The sequence below is a fragment of the Alkalihalobacillus sp. CinArs1 genome, assembly GCF_947387515.1.
Taxonomy (GTDB): Bacteria; Bacillota; Bacilli; order Bacillales; family Guptibacillaceae; genus Guptibacillus.
Genome location: NZ_CANDOB010000001.1, coordinates 1,583,316 through 1,600,187 on the forward strand (window position 1 = coordinate 1,583,316; position 16,872 = coordinate 1,600,187).

Annotated in this window: 17 protein-coding genes; 5 read left to right on the plus strand and 12 right to left on the minus strand. The window is 44.2% G+C overall.

Translation table 11 applies throughout. The features are described from left to right. Positions 1-457 precede the first annotated feature (457 nt). The 5 genes from PFZ69_RS08105 to PFZ69_RS08125 form a co-directional block, all read right to left on the minus strand. Positions 458-2,383 (minus strand): TRAP transporter permease, encoded by a 1,926-nt coding sequence (locus PFZ69_RS08105; protein ID WP_270180643.1) that lies wholly within the window; start codon positions 2,381-2,383, stop codon positions 458-460. Positions 2,384-2,459: 76 nt separating this feature from the next. Then, a complete protein-coding gene (locus PFZ69_RS08110) occupies positions 2,460-2,927 on the minus strand; it encodes a DUF1850 domain-containing protein (protein WP_270180498.1) in 468 nt (155 codons plus the stop codon). A gap of 130 nt (positions 2,928-3,057) precedes the next feature. Then, positions 3,058-4,035: a TAXI family TRAP transporter solute-binding subunit gene (locus PFZ69_RS08115; RefSeq protein WP_270180499.1), complete on the minus strand. Its 978-nt coding sequence runs from the start codon at positions 4,033-4,035 to the stop codon at positions 3,058-3,060. A 149-nt stretch (positions 4,036-4,184) separates the two neighbouring features. Beyond that, entirely contained in the window at positions 4,185-4,556 is a 372-nt protein-coding gene (locus tag PFZ69_RS08120) for an SLAP domain-containing protein (protein ID WP_270180500.1), read from the minus strand. Next, entirely contained in the window at positions 4,540-5,598 is a 1,059-nt protein-coding gene (locus PFZ69_RS08125) for an FUSC family protein (protein WP_270180501.1), read from the minus strand. Before PFZ69_RS08125 ends, PFZ69_RS08120 begins: the two co-directional genes overlap by 17 nt. A 106-nt stretch (positions 5,599-5,704) precedes the next feature. Here PFZ69_RS08125 and PFZ69_RS08130 point away from each other — a divergent pair, with 106 nt between their 5' ends. Together PFZ69_RS08130 and PFZ69_RS08135 are read left to right on the plus strand one after the other, a co-directional pair. Further along, on the plus strand, positions 5,705-6,337 hold the full coding sequence (locus PFZ69_RS08130) for a DUF429 domain-containing protein (RefSeq protein WP_270180502.1): 633 nt from the start codon (positions 5,705-5,707) through the stop codon (positions 6,335-6,337). A 91-nt stretch (positions 6,338-6,428) separates the two neighbouring features. Next, on the plus strand, positions 6,429-6,719 hold the full coding sequence (locus PFZ69_RS08135) for a hypothetical protein (RefSeq protein ID WP_270180503.1): 291 nt from the start codon (positions 6,429-6,431) through the stop codon (positions 6,717-6,719). Between the two features lie 45 nt (positions 6,720-6,764). Here PFZ69_RS08135 and PFZ69_RS08140 read toward each other — a convergent pair whose 3' ends face one another. From PFZ69_RS08140 to PFZ69_RS08150, 3 genes are read right to left on the minus strand one after another with little or no spacing between them, the layout of a single operon-like run. Next, positions 6,765-6,959: a hypothetical protein gene (locus tag PFZ69_RS08140; RefSeq protein WP_270180504.1), complete on the minus strand. Its 195-nt coding sequence runs from the start codon at positions 6,957-6,959 to the stop codon at positions 6,765-6,767. 54 nt (positions 6,960-7,013) lie between these two features. Beyond that, positions 7,014-7,487: a glutathione peroxidase gene (locus tag PFZ69_RS08145; RefSeq protein WP_270180505.1), complete on the minus strand. Its 474-nt coding sequence runs from the start codon at positions 7,485-7,487 to the stop codon at positions 7,014-7,016. Between the two features lie 60 nt (positions 7,488-7,547). Further along, positions 7,548-8,591: a class I SAM-dependent methyltransferase gene (locus tag PFZ69_RS08150; protein ID WP_270180506.1), complete on the minus strand. Its 1,044-nt coding sequence runs from the start codon at positions 8,589-8,591 to the stop codon at positions 7,548-7,550. 255 nt (positions 8,592-8,846) lie between these two features. Here PFZ69_RS08150 and PFZ69_RS08155 point away from each other — a divergent pair, with 255 nt between their 5' ends. The 3 genes from PFZ69_RS08155 to PFZ69_RS08165 all read left to right on the plus strand — a co-directional run bounded on the left by PFZ69_RS08155 (position 8,847) and on the right by PFZ69_RS08165 (position 13,157). Then, positions 8,847-10,577, plus strand: coding sequence for a B12-binding domain-containing radical SAM protein (locus PFZ69_RS08155; protein WP_270180507.1), 1,731 nt, complete (start codon positions 8,847-8,849; stop codon positions 10,575-10,577). Positions 10,578-10,752: 175 nt separating this feature from the next. Beyond that, positions 10,753-12,210 carry an amidase gene (locus PFZ69_RS08160; protein ID WP_270180508.1) on the plus strand — a complete coding sequence of 486 codons (1,458 nt, stop codon included), beginning with the start codon at positions 10,753-10,755 and terminating at the stop codon, positions 12,208-12,210. A 29-nt stretch (positions 12,211-12,239) separates the two neighbouring features. Further along, complete coding sequence (locus tag PFZ69_RS08165; RefSeq protein ID WP_270180509.1) at positions 12,240-13,157, plus strand: DMT family transporter; 918 nt, start codon at positions 12,240-12,242, stop codon at positions 13,155-13,157. Between the two features lie 15 nt (positions 13,158-13,172). On the opposite strand, the gene PFZ69_RS08170 is transcribed toward PFZ69_RS08165, so the two are convergent. The 4 genes from PFZ69_RS08170 to PFZ69_RS08185 are packed head-to-tail and all read right to left on the minus strand — an operon-like array spanning position 13,173 to position 16,793. Continuing rightward, positions 13,173-13,931, minus strand: coding sequence for an IucA/IucC family C-terminal-domain containing protein (locus PFZ69_RS08170; RefSeq protein WP_270180510.1), 759 nt, complete (start codon positions 13,929-13,931; stop codon positions 13,173-13,175). Continuing rightward, positions 13,906-14,721, minus strand: a complete 816-nt coding sequence (locus PFZ69_RS08175; RefSeq protein WP_270180511.1) for an ABC transporter ATP-binding protein — start codon at positions 14,719-14,721, stop codon at positions 13,906-13,908. The genes PFZ69_RS08170 and PFZ69_RS08175 overlap by 26 nt, the downstream gene beginning before the upstream one ends. An 18-nt stretch (positions 14,722-14,739) precedes the next feature. Then, positions 14,740-15,789 carry a FecCD family ABC transporter permease gene (locus PFZ69_RS08180; protein ID WP_270180512.1) on the minus strand — a complete coding sequence of 350 codons (1,050 nt, stop codon included), beginning with the start codon at positions 15,787-15,789 and terminating at the stop codon, positions 14,740-14,742. Further along, entirely contained in the window at positions 15,786-16,793 is a 1,008-nt protein-coding gene (locus PFZ69_RS08185) for a FecCD family ABC transporter permease (RefSeq protein WP_270180513.1), read from the minus strand. The genes PFZ69_RS08180 and PFZ69_RS08185 overlap by 4 nt, the downstream gene beginning before the upstream one ends. Positions 16,794-16,872 lie beyond the last annotated feature (79 nt).

Below are 16,872 nucleotides of genomic sequence, written 5' to 3' on the forward strand. Positions count from 1 at the left end.
AGAAGGCTAAACCTTCTCACTTTTTTATGACGACGCTTTCATCATATCATATTTTTACGAAGGTATCGTTACAATTTACATACAAAAAAAGATGTCGAGAAAGTCTTAAGAACCTTGGTGCTGATGGATTTGCGCTCCAGGATACTCGCTTTCCGCGGGGCGGGCGGTGTGCCTCCTCGGCGCTCTGACGCGCGCCTGTGGGGTCACACCTGTCCCGCTAGTCCCGCAGGAGTCGAGCATCCTTCCGCTCCAATCAACGGTAATTTACTGTTTCAATTGTGAAAAAACCATTAATAAAAAGGTAGACAATTATTGTAGATAACACCTTCTAAATGACTTTAACTTTGTGTCATAGTGCTTTGTTTAACATAGAATCTTTAGATTCCGATCCATATGAAAGACAATACCAAACACTTTTTCACATAAAAAAGCCGCTCAAAATGAGCGGCTTTTCAAATTACGCGTTCGCAACTTGCTTTTTATCTTGGTCGTCTCGTTTGATTACAAATTGTAGAACGAGTAGTGCGATGAAGAGACCTAGGCCGTAAAGGTCTGTAGATCCTTCAGGGTAGATCAACATAATACCAGCAGCTACGCCAGCGATGCGTTCGATGGCATGCGTTCTTCTGTACCAGTATCCGATCATACCTGCACCGATACTGATCATACCAGTTAGTGATGTGAACAGTACCCACAGAAGTTCTTGCCACGTTGTATCGATCATCATGAGCTCCGGCGATAGCACGAAGATGTATGGAATGATAAACGCGGCGATGGCGAGTTTGGCTGAATTGACCCCGGTTCGGAGCGGCTCACCCCCAGATACACCAGCTGCAGCAAAGGCCGCAAGTGCTACTGGTGGCGTAATATCAGCTACGATACCAAAGTAGAATACAAACATATGAGCAGATAGTTCAGGCACAGATAGCACAATTAGTGCTGGTGCCGCTATCGTTGAGGTAATAACATAGTTCGCCGTTGTCGGTGATCCCATCCCAAGGATGAGTGATGCGATCATCGTAAAGAACAGCGTGAGCAATATGTTTTCACCAGATAGTGAAACTAGGCTGTTTGCAAGTTTCAACCCAAGTCCTGTTAACGTTACAACACCGACGATCATACCTGCGGCTGCCGTTGCAGCTGCTACACCGAGTGCGGTACGTGCACCGTTTGCTAGCGCGTCGATGAAGTCACCGATTCCCATTCTCGTTTCTTTGTTGATCGCACCAACAATGATCGACGTTAAGATCGCATAAAGAGCGGCTCTTGTAACAGACGTACCTGACATCAAGAAGAAAATAACAGCTGCGATTGGAAGCAGTAGATAGATTTTCATCAATACTTGCTTACGATCTGGCATTTCATCTTCTGTAAGACCACGTAGTCCGATACGCTTCGCTTCAAAGTGGGTCATAATCCAAATTCCCGTAAAATAAAGAGCTGCTGGGATTGCTGCTGCTTTTGCAATTTCCCAGTACGTGATGCCCCCTCCAATGAATTCGACCATTAGGAAGGCTGCGGCACCCATGATCGGTGGCATGAGCTGTCCACCAGTCGAAGCGGCCGCTTCAACACCACCAGCGAATTCCTTTTTGTAACCGAGACGTTTCATCATCGGAATTGTGAACGAACCTGATGTCACAACGTTCGCAACCGAGCTTCCACTGATCGTTCCCTGTAGTGCACTAGAGAAGATCGCAACTTTTGCAGGTCCACCGACTCTTTTTCCTGCAATCACGAGCGCAAGGTCATTGAAGTACTGCCCCACGCCAGTTTTGACGAGAAAAGCTCCGAATAGGAGGAAGAGGAAGATGAACGTTGCCGAAACGCCTAGTGGCGTTCCGAGTATCCCCTCTGTTGTAAAATACATCGAGCGGATAATACGATCGATGCTCAGTCCTCTATGCTGTAAGAACCCAGGCATATATGGTCCTAAATAAGCATAAAGAAGGAAGATCGATGTAATGATGGTGATTGGCAGTCCCACGACACGTCTCGTTGCCTCAAGGACGAGAACGATTGCTAAAAATCCAACGATTAAATCAAGCGTCGTCAAACGACCAACACGAAAAACAAGTTCTTCGAAATTGAGCGGCCAGTACATACCGACATAAACACCGACGAGCGCAAGCAGTCCATCATACCAGGCTACTTGAAACCTTCTTTTCTTATCCTTAAGACGCTTCTTTGAAGCAGGAAACAATAAGAAGATCAGACCAAGTGCAAAAGCTAAGTGGATGGAACGCTGCAGTTGAGCGGTAAAAACTCCAAATATTGCAGTATACAATTGGAATACAGAGAATCCAACGAGTCCAATAACTGAAATCCACCCTAGAACGCCGGTAAGCGTACGGTGTCCTGCTTCTGGGTCGAATTTCGCCATTAAGTCCCTGGATTGTTCTTCTGTAAATTCTTCGTTTTCTTCACGATCTATTGGTTTATCTTTTTCTTTGTCTTTGTCACTCAAGCAAATTAACTCCTTTCATCCACTTCCACAAACTTATTGTTCCCGATTCCATGTGAAGCCATGAGCCAGGTTCAATAACCTTGCTGAGCTTCACTTCTTGATCTTCCACAAGAAGCGTATGATCTGCTACGACTTTACCCGTACGCAAGTCGATCGATGGAAGTTCACGGTTCATGTCTTTAATTTTGTAACCCTCTTCGTCTTGAATAAACCGCTCTCCTTCACCCGCATTCGCCGGCATTCCAACTGCAAAGTTTTCATATGAAAGTTCATATTGAACAATCGTGCCGTCCTCTGAAATGTAGTAAGACTCTAAGACGGGTGTGCGGTGTACAGAGTGCGTGTAGCGGATATCAAAATCTTCCGGGGCAGAATCGATCGGAATATAAGCTAGAAACTTACCTGTCTTTCCATTCTCAAGACCCATCACGGTAAAAAAGGGGTACGTAAAAACAACCATAATCAGAACGATCGCCAAGCCTGTGTGAAACAGAAACTGTCTGGTTGAGGTTGATAGTATCATTGTAAGAAGACGCAGGCTGCTAGCAGCCTGCGTCCATCACATCCTTTTTTATAGATTATAAAGAAGCTTACTCGCTTTTGACTCCTTTTTCATCAAAATACTTCTTTGCACCTGGGTGAAGATCGATTCCTACACCGTTAAGTGCACTATCAGCTGTGATGAATTCACCTTTAGCATGTGTAATTTTATCTGCGTTGTCGAAAATAGCTTTCGTCATGTTGTAAACATACTCTTCATCAAGGTCAGAACGAGCAACAAGCATTGCAAGTACTGCAACAGTTGTTGTATCTTCTTCAAGTCCATAAGTACCGCTCTTGATTGTGTCTTCTGCATAATAAGGGTACTTCTCGATCAACTTATCGATCATTTCTTGCTCGATCGGTAGTACGTTAACAGGTTTCACTGCAGACAACCCTTCTACTGCACCAGTTGGCGTTCCAGAAGTAATGAATGCTGCATCGATGTTACCATCTTGGATTCCTTCAGTAGACTCATCGAATGCAAGGTGCTGTGCATCGATGTCGTCCATCGTGATGCCATGAACTTCAAGAACTTGCTCAGCGTTTGCATATGTTCCACTTCCAGGTGCTCCAACAGAAACCTTCTTACCTTTAAGATCTTCGATTGAAGCGATTCCACTTTCCTTAAGTGTTACAACTTGAATCGTTTCAGGATAAAGCGTTCCGATAGCTTGTACATTATCAACTTTTCCATCTTCAAACATAAGCTCGCCCTTTGTCGCATAAGCAGCGATGTCTGTTTGAGTGAACGCAACATCTGCATCTCCGCTCTGAAGTGTCTGCATGTTTTCTACAGATGCACCTGAAGACTGTGCGTTAGCACTTTCAATGTCTGTGTTGTCTTGGATAGATGTGGCGATTTCTCCACCAAGCGGGAAGTATGTACCACCAGTACCACCAGTTAGTAGGCTTAATTCTTTAGGTGACCCACTAGCTCCATCGCCACCTCCAGATCCACATGCTCCAAGAATCATGGAGATCGATAATAATGCTACGAACAAACTGAATACTTTTTTCTTCGCCATTCATTTGTCCCCCTTTTGAAATTTTAGACACATTCCGAAAATAATTGTAACACATTTCTTTTGATTTTAATACAGTAAGGTGGTACAGAAGCCTTATATTCTACTGTTGTAAAACAATGGAAGCGCTTTATGATAGACTTTTGTGGATTTTACAAAAATTTTATTTCCCAATGTTTTAACTCGGGCTCTTTCTGAAACGTATTCGAGTTATAAATGAACGTCCACGGCATCGCACAACGTGGTGGAACGACGAGAGATGAATGTGAGAAACTATGTACAGCGACCAATTCACCTCTCTCACAATAGTGAAGAATTGTGTCATTCAGCTTCCATTCACAATCGTGGCCGTTCAAGACTAGGACGGTTGCAAGAAGTGAACCGCGATGATTGATGGCGACTCGTACTGGTGCGAACGCTACCGTATGTAACTTGATCGGATACTGCTTGTATATCTCATAGAAAAGCATTCGATCTTTCTCGGAAATCGTTCTCTCCCATTTCTCCTCAAACTTCAGCGTCATGATGAGGACTCCTTCTATAGTGACGTAATTCTTTTTGCTCTAGCATATAGAGATCATCGAGTACATCGTTGAGAGATAGAAGTTCGAAGATGATGATCATCTTATCATCAAAATGATGACGGGAAGTTGATGAGATCGTTCTTGTATCATCGAGCTCATGAAAAAGCTGATCAAGCTTTTCTATTTTCAAAAGATGTTCTTCCCCGATCTGATTCGTTGGATCATGGAAGGCTTTTGAGATCGAACATCCTGCATCGATGATCGTTTCATAGTCACCTTCATCAAACCCTTTTTTTGTATCGACGAAAAGCATGTTTCCAAGGTGATAGAGGATTTTCTGCATATATTCGAGCTTTTTCAGGATGACGGAAAAACTTCTCACTTCCTGCATGCTGTGGCGGCGATACTTCCATTCTTCCCTTTGGTATTCAATCAATTGATACGTTCGTTGAAGTTCGCGACTTACGCGTTGGTACACCATGTTTTGCTTTCGTGCGTGCGGAAGGTCTTTCATAATTTGATCAAGAAGGTCGCCGGCACTGTGATACAGCCCTTCAACGCTCTGGTTGATCATCGAGTGAAATTTTGGAGGCATAACAAAATAGTTTACCGCAGTGGACACGACAATCCCGATCAACGTTGTACTGAGTCTCAGTACGAAGGTCGTCATATGATCCCCCGTCGCATCTGGAACCATCGCAACGGCGGTAAGTGTTGCGACGAGCATACCCGAATCGAGATGGAGTTTGTGACATGCGATGAGTGTAAGTGTCGCTGCTAGTGCATAAGTAAAAGGAGATTGGTGGAGGAACGACTCAAAGATCATCGCAAAGCCTGCGCCGATCGCCGCTGCTGGAAATCGTACGATTCCTTTTTTTATCGAGTCAGAAGCGGTGGGCTCAACCGTTACGATCGCTGTGATGACAGCAAAAAGAACAGGCAATCCAAGTGCATCGCAAATCCAAGCAGTAATGAACGCGGCAAGACCAGTTTTTAAAATTCGGCCTCCTACAAATTTGAATAATTTCTGTTTTAGATCCATCGTTAATCAGTCCATTTCTGTCCTTTCATTATATCTTACATAAGAGTTTACATAAACAACGCTTGGGCTTACTGTTACTTTATACCGTGTGAAAAGGAGAAACGTGATGACGCTATATATTGGCATCGACCTATCTGGTCCCTCTAATACGAAAGACACATCGATCAGTATCTTTTCAGGTGATGAAAGTAGAATTTGCTTCAACGAATTGATAGAAGGAGCGTCTGATGAGGAAATATACAAACGGTTTAGTAGGGAAAAGAAGCACATGGTGATTGGAATAGACGCCCCGCTCTCCTATCAACCCGGAGGAGGAGATCGCCCTGGTGACCGAGCACTTAGAAACTGTATTAAAGAAGCTGGTATGAAGAGTGGGTCGATCATGACACCTACGATGACCCGAATGGTCTACCTCACGTTGAGAGGAGTTGCTCTATCAAGGGGACTTGCTGCTTTAAACTCTAGTATCGTAGAGGTTCATCCAGGAGCAGCAGTTGGCCTTAGGATGCTAGATAAAGACGCTGTACTCACCTATAAAACGGACATCACTTCAAAGAAAAGAATTAATTCGTTCTTAGAACGTGAAGGTGTGCTCGCTATTCCGGAAAAAGCGCTTGAATCAACGCATTCGTTCGACGCTTGTCTTGCGGCTTATGCGGCATGGAAGTGGAACAACGGAAAATCCTCCTTCATATTCCCATCTAATCCCCCAATTCATCCATTCGAAATTGGATGCTAGCGTTAACAAACTCGTAAACTATTTTTCTATGTATAAAACGATTCCTTCTGGACAAACTAGCAATTAAGGTAAGTCATTTAGAGGAGGAAGTATGATGAAAAAGGAAGCTGTGTTCACGATTGCACCTTTTGAGACGTATTTAGAAAAGACCCAGAATGGAACTGAAGTGTATTACGAGTATGAGAAGTATGAACTGCTTTCAGGAAATCATAACGGCGAAGAAACGTATTTTATGATCGACTACCACACTGGATTAACGTATCACGTAGACAAACATTCGGCCGATAGGTTTCTTGCTTTGTATGAATCCGGGAACGTACAGTCATTACTAGAGGAAATGGTTTCGCGGATCACACCGAGTACGACACATACTTACAGCTAAAAGCCCTATAGCAGGGCTTTTTGTATGTTGCAAAAAACGCTGCGCTTAGTTGCGCAGCGTTTCCTGAAACACTTTAGGAACGATGTCTCGGAAGACCAAGTATATCAAACTAATGAAAAACGCTGTGATTGCCATTGCAAACGAAGGAAACACATCCCATTCTCTGTCCATGCCCCAACCGCTGAGCATCGCTCCTGAAAACGTTCCAATCATATAGCAAAACGGAATCCACCATTTCATTTTGATATCACCTCATAGGTGATATACCCGCATCCGACAAAAATTGAACCTCAATCAGAGCATTCCTTCGACATGTTTCTTCAATTCTAGTGGCTCTGTTTCTGGGGAATACCGTTTAACAACGTTTCCACTCTTATCGACAAGAAACTTTGTGAAATTCCAAGGAATGTCGCCGTGTTCGACTTCAGGTGCCTCGTACGTTAAATACTTGTACAGCGGGTGAGCATCGTCACCGTTCACATCGATTTTTGAGAACATAGGGAAATCAACGCCATAATTAAGCGAGCAAAACGATTGGATCTCTTCTTCAGAACCAGGTTCTTGACTACCAAACTGATTACATGGAAAACCTAGAATTTCAAAAGGTTGTTCTTCTAATGTTCGATAGAGCTCTTGAAGGCCTTCGTACTGAGGTGTTAAGCCGCATTTACTAGCCGTATTTACAATGAGAAGAACCTTCCCTTCATATTCTGATAGCTGAACATCGTTGCCTTCTATCGTTTTTACCGTAAATGAATGTACAGTCATCTTACCCCTCCTATTGGTTTACCTCTACACATACCATAAATTTAAGAGATTCACCAACAATCAGCGTGCTCTTGCAATAATTCCGTTATGAACTTTGATATAGCCGTTCCTTAAGATCTCGAATCCATTTTCGTAAGCGTATAGTCCCATCTGACGAATGTCCATCAATTCACGATACGTGTGGTTCATAATATCCGCCATAATGTGATAGTAGATTCTCGATTTCACTTGATTTCGTGGAGTCGTCATGATGACATAGCCGCTTGGCTTCACAAACTTCCTGTGCCATTCTAAGATGTCTGGCTTAAATTCGTCAGGAACGTGCTCTAGTAATCCAACACTTAACACAATATCAAACTCGTTTTGAAAATCGAGGTCACGAATATCTTTTACTAGATACGTAATGTTCATCTCGTCTTTGTACCAGACTTTCGTTGCGCCTGTTTGAGGATTCGTTCCAAGAAAAGGGTACGTGTTTGGAAATTTGCCGAAACGATCGGTTTTACAAAATGCATCATAATCCACCATCACGACTTCTCCTCCAGGATACATCGCATGAAGCTGCATCGCTTCGTACCCTTCAGCTGCCCCTAGAAATAGAATCCGCGGTTTTGACACATCCAATCCTTCAAACAACGCCCGCTTTCCTCTTGGATCCCAGATGCCGTCTTCGATTCGATGAACGTAATTCCATAGTGATAGTCGAATCATCTCGCCGAGCCCGTGCTTTACATCCTGCATTCGAAAACCTTTGAAACTATCTTTCAACTCTGCTTTGAGCCTGTACTGTTCTGCAGGGACATCTTGCATGAACAAACTGTGGAAGGAACGGTTAAAATGCTCCCAGGAGGTTTTAACAGGCATCGTCGTATCGTTTCTGTGTTCCCACTCCACACGATCCTTTGCAAGCTTCTTAACTTCGAACGGCCTTCCTACTTCTTTCCAGGACAGCTGTGACCAGTCGCTCACACCGGCATTGTGAAAGAGATCGCGTTTTTCATCACTACCTCTTCTGAGGTCAACACGGTAATGTGGCAAAAGCGCAGTGTACTCAAGGTCCTGTTCCGTAAACGGATGTTCCCTCGTTACAGAAGCGATTTCCAAAACTGTCACTCCTCTTTTTTTATGACTCTTTTCTAAAAGATTGTTGCAATAAGGAACCACACTTAGTTGATGGGAGCGCAAATCAACCACTCCTCTTATAGCAGCAAAGTTTACGAATAGAGCCATTTTTATTTATCATCTCACGGAGTTTCACTCGCTTCAACTATTATTCTGAATAATCAGACGTTTAAAACTGATTATTTTTGATCAAGAGGTGCTATAATTGTAGTGATTAATTTTACAGGAGTTGGAAAGATGAACGTTGTTGTTAGTACGCTGAACGCCAAATATATTCATACATGTCTTGCTCTACGCTACCTGAAAGCTTCTGCCGCACCGGAATTCGATGTAAAGATGGCTGAGTATACGATCAAAGACCCCGTTATGAATATTGTTAGTGACCTTCACTCCACGAAGCCCGATGTCCTCGGGTTCAGCTGTTATATATGGAATATTGAAGAAACGCTCCCAGTTATCGAGATGCTGAAAAAAGTGAACCCTTCTCTTAAGATCGTACTTGGCGGTCCTGAAGTTTCGTATGATGTATACGATTGGCTCGATCGGATCCCTGAGGTGGATTACATCGTCATGGGAGAAGGGGAAGCTACGTTTAAAGAGCTTCTAAAGCGTATTGAAGCTGGTGAGTCAGTAGACGACGTGAAAGGCATCGCTTTTCGAAAAGATGGAAAGAATCATATCAACCCTACTGCTGTGAAGCTTTCGTTGAGTGATATCCCTTCCCCTTTTCGCTTTGAAGAGGACCGCGCAGAATTAGGACGGCGTGTAACGTATGTAGAGACGAGTCGAGGGTGCCCTTATTCCTGTCAGTTTTGCTTGTCCTCCATCGAAGTGGGTGTTCGGTATTTTCCGGTCGAGCGCATGAAAGATGAACTTCTTTACTTGATGGATAACGGAGCAAAAACGATTAAGTTTGTTGACAGAACGTTTAACATCCGAAGAAATTACGCGATCGATCTGTTTCAATTCCTTATCGACCACCACCGACCTGGGTGCGTTTTTCAGTTTGAAATTACGGCAGACATCATGCGACCTGAAGTTTTGGAATTTCTTAACCGTGAAGCACCTCCTGGCCTGTTTCGTTTTGAAATCGGCATTCAATCTACGAACGATGCGACGAATGAGCTCGTGATGCGAAAGCAAAACTTCGAAAAGCTTGCGAGAACCATTACGATGGTCAAAGACGGTGGAAAGATCGATCAACACCTGGATTTGATCGCTGGACTCCCTGAGGAAGATTACAACTCGTTTCGTAAAACGTTCAACGATGTCTTTGCATTTCGACCAGAAGAGCTACAGCTTGGTTTTCTAAAGATGTTAAGAGGCACCGGGGTTCGGATTAATGCAGCAAACCATGGTTACCTCTACATGGACCACGCTCCGTATGAAATACTAGGAAACAATGTATTGTCCTTTGATGACATCATCCGAATTAAGCAGGTTGAAGATGTGTTAGAAAAGTACTGGAATGATCATCGCATGGATCGTACGATCGAGTACCTTGTCACAGAGGTTTTCGATTCTCCGTTCGATTTTTTCCAGGAGTTTGGAAGCTACTGGGAAGAAAACGGATGGTCTCGGATCGGTCATCAGCTTGAAGATCTGTTTAAAAGACTTGCGACCTTCCTTAGGAGCCGAGCACCTGAACAAATCGATCAGATCATTGCTCTTATGAAGATCGATTACTTAACGAACGCTAAAACGAAACCACGAACGGTTTGGTGGGAAAATCGTCTTGAGAAAGCAACTCAGCTATCTCTTCTTCATACACTTGCAGATACGCCTCAGTTACTTGGGGAAAGGTTCAAATCGTTGAGCCTTACACAGAGAGAACTTCAAAAGCATACGATCGTCGATACGATGATAAATAACGGTGAAAAGAAGCTTCTTGTTGTTTACTATGATCCGAAAACCTCAAGAAGTGAACTCTTTCAGTCATCTCTTCCATCTCAGCACTCTGTTTCATAAACGAAACTAGCATTTCGTACGTTACGAAATGCTTTTTTTGTTGCCGTTCTGTCGACATTCTTCGAGCATATGTGAGTGGTGCCTGTCACCTGTCATTTAAAGGATTATGTTGTTAGGGGACGAATTAATTAAGTAAACCTTGTCGGGGCTCAGTCCGACACGATGGAGGGATAAGATGTCACTAGTAGATTTGGATGCCGTTTCCCTGTCAAAGAAGATTGCAAGTAGAGAAGTTTCGTCTTCTCAAGTTGTCAAAACGTATATCGACCAGCTTAAATCGATCAACCCTACTCTGAACTGTCTGGTTGAAGACCGTTTTGATAAGGCACTCGAAGAAGCCAAACTTGCAGACTATACTCTTGCAACTAAAAAGGCAGAAGGTCGTTTGTTCGGTGTTCCGATCAGTGTGAAGGAATGCTTTCACGTGGAGGGGATGTACACAACCGGAGGACTTAGCTATCGTACAACACATCGTGAAAAGCAAGATGCCCACGTTGTGAAACGCTTAAAGGACGAGGGTGCGATCATTTTAGGTAAATCGAATACTCCGCAGCTTTGTTTTTGTCAGGAGACGGATAATAAACACTATGGAAGGACAAACAATCCCTGGGACATCACTCGAACGGCTGGGGGATCAAGTGGTGGCGAGGCAAGCTTGATCGCTGCAGGAGGTGCAGCTGTTGGAATCGGATCAGATATCGGAGGATCAATTCGGATACCTGCTCATTTTAATGGTGTCATAGGGTTCAAGTCTGGTAATCGCCAAGTATCCCACGAAGGAACCTTTCCTTTCGTTCACATTCGTGAACAGGAGCGGATGCTTGGGATTGGGGCGATAAGTAAATCCGTTCGAGATGCACGATTGATCAACCAGATCATCTCAGATGAACGTTCGGAAACATCTAGCTTGGATGAATTTAAACTCGTTTTCCCAACTCCTCATCACCGTATTCCGATTAACCGTGAGACGTTTCAGCTTCTCTCGAGTATTCGTGATACATTTACAGAAGAAATCGACACCGAGCAGAATAACCCTCCATTCTTTAATGAAGCAGCACTTCTTTGGCAACAGATCATGTCGATCGACGGTGGCGCATCTCTTGCTAAACTTATGAGTGAAGATGGAAGCGCCGTACCGATTGCAGAATACATGAAGGAGAAGTTTTTCAAAACCTCTTCTGTTCATTCCTACTTATCTTGGGCATTAATCGGAGCAAAACTCTTTAAGCCGAATCGAAAACAGACGGACAACATCATTATGATGATCACCCGTGGTGAGGATCTCATTCAAGAGTATTTAGATAGACGTATACTAGTATTGCCGGTCTATCACACACCTGCTCCGCTGCATGGTGAACTATACCAAGAAATCTTCTCCATCAGAAGAACATTCTTAAACTATATGCCCTACGTTGCATACGCAAACGTATGGGGACTCCCCTCGCTCGTGGTCCCGATCGGAACGAGTAAAGAAGAAGGTTTACCAATCGGTGTTCAGCTTGTTAGTCGAAATGGAAACGAAGAAGCACTTTTTCAAATGGGAGAGAAACTTGAAGAGAAGTTTGGAGGATACAGAAGGTGTGATGCGTTCGATCAGCATTTGAATGAAGAAGCTGAAGCAGAACTCGTTTAATAGCTTACTAAGAGAGAGAAGGAATATTGTTGTCTACTTCCCAACAAAAAAAGTCGTATGTGGCGATCGCAATTGCGGTTGCTTTTATTTCAACATCAGCGGTTATGGTTAAGCTAACGTCCGCTCCTGCCTCGATCATCGCGATGTACCGCCTGATCTTTGCGACTTGCTTGATGGTGCCCCTCGTAATCTTCCGGTACCGAGGCGAGTTCAAACGAGTTAGCAAAAGAGACTGGGTTTTTGGAACCCTTGCAGGCATTAGCCTCGCTTTTCATTTTATACTTTGGTTCGAGTCACTCAACTACACTTCAGTTGCAAGTTCTGTAGTACTCGTAACGCTTCAGCCATTATTTGCTTTTATCGGAACTTATCTATTTTTTAAAGAAAAACTATCTTGGCCTGCAATTGTTGGTGGAATGACCGCCATTGCAGGTTCTATTGTGATTAGCTGGGGAGATTTCAGAGTGAGCGGCATCGCCCTTTTCGGGGACATGCTTGCCCTCACTGCTTGTGCGATGGTGACGGGTTATTTGTTATTCGGTCAAAACGTTCGGAAACGACTGGACCTTATCCCGTATACATTCATCGTATATGGAATCGCAGCCATCACACTCATCCTCTATAATGCTGTACTCACGTACCCCTTCATTGGTTACGCAGGATCAGATTGGATGATGTTTGTTCTTTTAGCGGTCTTTCCTACTTTACTAGGACATTCACTATTAAACTGGTCAGTGAAATGGGTCAGTGTTAACGTTATCGCCATGAGCATTCTATTTGAGCCCATCGGAGCTAGCATTCTTGCATATCTCCTGCTCGGCGAGACACTGCACCTCCTGCAGTGGGTAGGAGGCGGGATCATTTTGACTGGACTCTTCATATTCACAAGAACGTATCAGCGAGAGGTCCTATATGATGAGCACACAGTTCGACAGAGTTCAACATAAACCGGGTGGTACCTGTCACTTCATCTTAGGGCATGTTTTGCAGCAGCGGCCGTCATCTGACGCTTGATCGAAAAGGCAACAGGTTCTTCGAAAGCGTTGTTTGCCGTTCGCTGTTTCTTCTTTTTCTGTGTGATATTGAATGAATGGATTCACGCCACACGTAAAGCTCGTGCACTGAAACTCTTTTAGTAGATAGTGAAAATCTTCTTGGATCCTAGCTAGTTGTTCTTCGCCTGCATCCTTCTGAAGCTCCGTTTCGTACAACCAAAATAAATAGATCGCAGCATTTTCCCATAGAATCGTAGGTGAAAGTTTTGTAGATCCTACGATGGTCTCGATAAGTGGAGCAAGGTTTTTATTGATCAACTCATCAGCAAGTTTTGCTCTCATCTCGCTTCTCGTTGCTGATTTACTCATCGTGTCATTCGGCAGAACAAAGTTCATCATCCATGGTGTCGTACTTGTATCGACGTTGTACTTAAGCATTTCTGGCCCAGCGACAATAGGCTTATTCCATTTCGTGAACGAATACAAGAAAGGGACGAGAAGCATGAATGCATATCGCTTTACAAACTGCGATCCTGCGACGATCAAGGAAGGAAAGTGGCCTTCATCTACAAGTTTCTGAAGGAAACGTTTCAGATGATCTGCATCAAGTAGATCTTTCACTTCTCCGAGTTGACCGGTAGCTGAAGGGTCCACTCCAACATGTAGTCTTAGCTTCTCAAGTATCGCCTTTTCTTCATTACTAAACGTTTGCGGTTTGGCTAGCATGAATGTTTCTCCCCTTTCCATGTGGTACACATAATGGCGTCCCAAAGAGCGGATCCTCTAGTATGTTGCAGTCCAGTCCGAATACATCCTTCACAAGGTCGACTGATATAATATCCTCAGGTTTTCCTTGGTCATAAATCCCTTTATCTTTCACTGCGATAATGTGGTCTGCATACCTGCACGCAAGGTTCAAGTCATGCAGAACCATAACGATCGTACGGTTATCGCGTCTGTTTAATTCAAACAAGAGATCCAGCACTTCGACCTGATGAGCAAGGTCGAGGTACGTTGTTGGTTCATCTAACAGAATAATATTTGTATCCTGAGCGAGTGTCAGCGCGATCCACGCTCGCTGTCGCTGTCCGCCTGACAGAGAATCAACGCTCCGCTCTGCTAATTCTTCAAGATTCGTAGACTTTAATGCTCTCTGGACGGCTTCCTCATCTTCTTCCTTCCACTGATTCAACCAGCTTTGATATGGATAGCGCCCTTGCTTGACGAGTTGAAGCACAGTAAGACCTTCAGGTGCAACCGGACCTTGAGGAAGAATAGCCATCTTACGTGCGATCTCTTTCGTATGCATGCTTGAAATTGCTTCTCCATCAAGCACAACTCCACCAGAATGTGGTTTTAAGAGACGCGCTAAACTTCTCAGTAGCGTTGATTTCCCACATCCGTTCGCACCGATCAATACACTCAGTTCCCCTTCAGGAATAAGCAAATTCAAATCTTCTATAACGGTATGTTCACCGTATCCCAATGTAAGGTCTTTTGTCTGCAAAGCATACATGGCTTTCACCTCGTCAATTTATAAGTTTCTAGAGCGATAGAGTAAGTAAACAAAGTAAGGGGCTCCGATCGCTGCTGTAAACACACCCGCTGGAACTTCTAGAGGTGAAAACAGCGTCCTACCGATCAAATCCGCAATGATGACAAGCATACTTCCTACCAGTGCTGAGGCAGGAACGAGGACACCAAAGGACGCCCCGACTAGTTTTCTTGCAATGTGTGGTGCCATCAAGCCAACAAAGCCGATTCCTCCTGCAAATGCGACTGCACCACCAGCAAGCCCAGTACTGATAAACAAAAGAACGATTCGGTCTCTCATGAGAATGGCCCCTGCGCCTTTTGCGACATCGTCACCTAGCTCCTGGAGGTTAACGCGCCTTGAATACACCATCAACACGAGTAGTAATATCGCGACCCATGGGAGAAGAGTGAGAACATCCTTCCCATTCGTCCCATGAACACTCCCTGTAATCCATATATTTGCATCTGAGGCTCTGTAAATAGGTCCAACAATCATGAGAAGCGTCGTGAGTGCTTGAAGAACGGCGGCAAGCCCTATTCCGATCAACACAAGCCTGATTGGAGAGATCCCATTTTTATATGAGAGAACGAACACGAGAAATCCAGTTGCGATTGCACCAATAAATGAAGCAAGAGGCAGCCATTGGATACTGACAGTAAGGGCGTTTGCTCGATCGCTAAAAATCGTCAAGAAGCCAATCGTTGCAAGAGCTCCTCCCCATGTGATCCCTAGTATATCTGGTGAAGCGAGCGGGTTCCGTATCATCCCTTGCAGAATGGCTCCAGAAACAGCTAACGCTCCACCTGCAAGGATCGCCATGGCTACTCTAGGAAAACGAAACTGTTTTACTACGAGTTCATTCATCTCAGTTCCATATCCAAAAAGCGCTTTTCCAACTTCAACAGGCGTCATAAAGATCTCACCGACTCCTATACTGATCAGCCCTGCTAAGATAACGAATAAACCGAGGATGAATGTCATCCACACTGCTCTTCGATCGATTAAATATGAAAATAATTTCGTTCTGAAGGAAGCATATTTCATCATAGCTTTGTAAACTCCCTTCGAGCGATATAGATAAAGAACGGAGCTCCGATGACAGCGGTCAGCACCCCAACAGGTGCCTCTAGTGGCATGATGACATACCGTGCTGCAATATCTGCTAGTAACAGGAGAACTGCCCCAAAGATAGCGCTGTATGGAATCACCCAGCGATAGTCAAAACCTACAACATAGCGCGCTAGATGGGGTACGACGATTCCGATCAAGCTGATGGGGCCCGCGATCGCAACCGATCCTCCCGCAAGCAAGACGATAAAGATGGCTGCCATCACTTTTACAAGAAGCGTTCGCTGTCCAAGCCCAACCGCAACATCTTCTCCCATAACGAGTGTGTTGATTTTTGAACTGATCAGAATGGAGCCGATCAAGCCGATACAGATGTAAGGCAAAACCGAAATTAGAATGGAAAGACTGCGTCCTTCAACAGATCCTGCTAACCAAAAAAGAACGTCTTCTAGCGCTTTCTCGTTCAGTACGAGCATCCCCTGTGTTAGAGAAGAGAACATCGCAGCGATCGCTGCCCCAGCGAGCGTTAGCTTCATTGGAGTAAGACCTTCTCTTCCTAATGATCCAAGCGCATACACGATGACTGAAGCAACCGCTGCTCCTAAAAATGCTAGCCAGCTAAACACTGTGAGTGAGGACACAGAAAAAAACGTCACTGCAATGACGATCATAAAGCTCGCTCCTGCATTCACACCTAGTATTGAAGGAGATGCAAGAGGGTTTCGTGTGATCGCCTGCATCAGTGCACCAGCTACCCCAAGACTAGCTCCTACCGTCGCTCCTATAAAAGCTCGTGGCACGCGGTTTTCTCTTATAATGATATGTTCATTACTTCCATCAAATTTAGTGAATGACTTCCAGGCCGTTTCCCAGGAAATGCTCGTTAGACCGTAGACAACGCTCATCGCCATCAAGATCATTACGATAATTACTCCAAAAGCAATTCCCAGCCACCTTAACGTCATAGGTTTTATGCTTGTCATTTTATTAGTCCCTTTCTAAACCTTCCAAATTAAGTGTAGAAAAAGTTTGAAAGCGTGTCAATGATTTTGAGAATCACTA

Excerpts from the sequence above, each read along its gene's own strand:
- PFZ69_RS08105 (WP_270180643.1), bottom strand. The coding sequence starts at position 2,383 with ATGGCGAAATTCGACCCAGAAGCAGGACACCGTACGCTTACCGGCGTT.
- PFZ69_RS08185 (WP_270180513.1), bottom strand. The coding sequence starts at position 16,793 with ATGACAAGCATAAAACCTATGACGTTAAGGTGGCTGGGAATTGCTTTT.
- PFZ69_RS08180 (WP_270180512.1), bottom strand. The coding sequence starts at position 15,789 with ATGATGAAATATGCTTCCTTCAGAACGAAATTATTTTCATATTTAATC.
- PFZ69_RS08115 (WP_270180499.1), bottom strand. The coding sequence starts at position 4,035 with ATGGCGAAGAAAAAAGTATTCAGTTTGTTCGTAGCATTATTATCGATC.
- PFZ69_RS08120 (WP_270180500.1), bottom strand. The coding sequence starts at position 4,556 with ATGACGCTGAAGTTTGAGGAGAAATGGGAGAGAACGATTTCCGAGAAA.
- PFZ69_RS08130 (WP_270180502.1), top strand. The coding sequence starts at position 5,705 with ATGACGCTATATATTGGCATCGACCTATCTGGTCCCTCTAATACGAAA.
- PFZ69_RS08170 (WP_270180510.1), bottom strand. The coding sequence starts at position 13,931 with ATGCTAGCCAAACCGCAAACGTTTAGTAATGAAGAAAAGGCGATACTT.
- PFZ69_RS08160 (WP_270180508.1), top strand. The coding sequence starts at position 10,753 with ATGTCACTAGTAGATTTGGATGCCGTTTCCCTGTCAAAGAAGATTGCA.
- PFZ69_RS08175 (WP_270180511.1), bottom strand. The coding sequence starts at position 14,721 with ATGTATGCTTTGCAGACAAAAGACCTTACATTGGGATACGGTGAACAT.
- PFZ69_RS08110 (WP_270180498.1), bottom strand. The coding sequence starts at position 2,927 with ATGGTTGTTTTTACGTACCCCTTTTTTACCGTGATGGGTCTTGAGAAT.
- PFZ69_RS08155 (WP_270180507.1), top strand. The coding sequence starts at position 8,847 with ATGAACGTTGTTGTTAGTACGCTGAACGCCAAATATATTCATACATGT.
- PFZ69_RS08145 (WP_270180505.1), bottom strand. The coding sequence starts at position 7,487 with ATGACTGTACATTCATTTACGGTAAAAACGATAGAAGGCAACGATGTT.
- PFZ69_RS08125 (WP_270180501.1), bottom strand. The coding sequence starts at position 5,598 with ATGGATCTAAAACAGAAATTATTCAAATTTGTAGGAGGCCGAATTTTA.
- PFZ69_RS08140 (WP_270180504.1), bottom strand. The coding sequence starts at position 6,959 with ATGAAATGGTGGATTCCGTTTTGCTATATGATTGGAACGTTTTCAGGA.
- PFZ69_RS08135 (WP_270180503.1), top strand. The coding sequence starts at position 6,429 with ATGATGAAAAAGGAAGCTGTGTTCACGATTGCACCTTTTGAGACGTAT.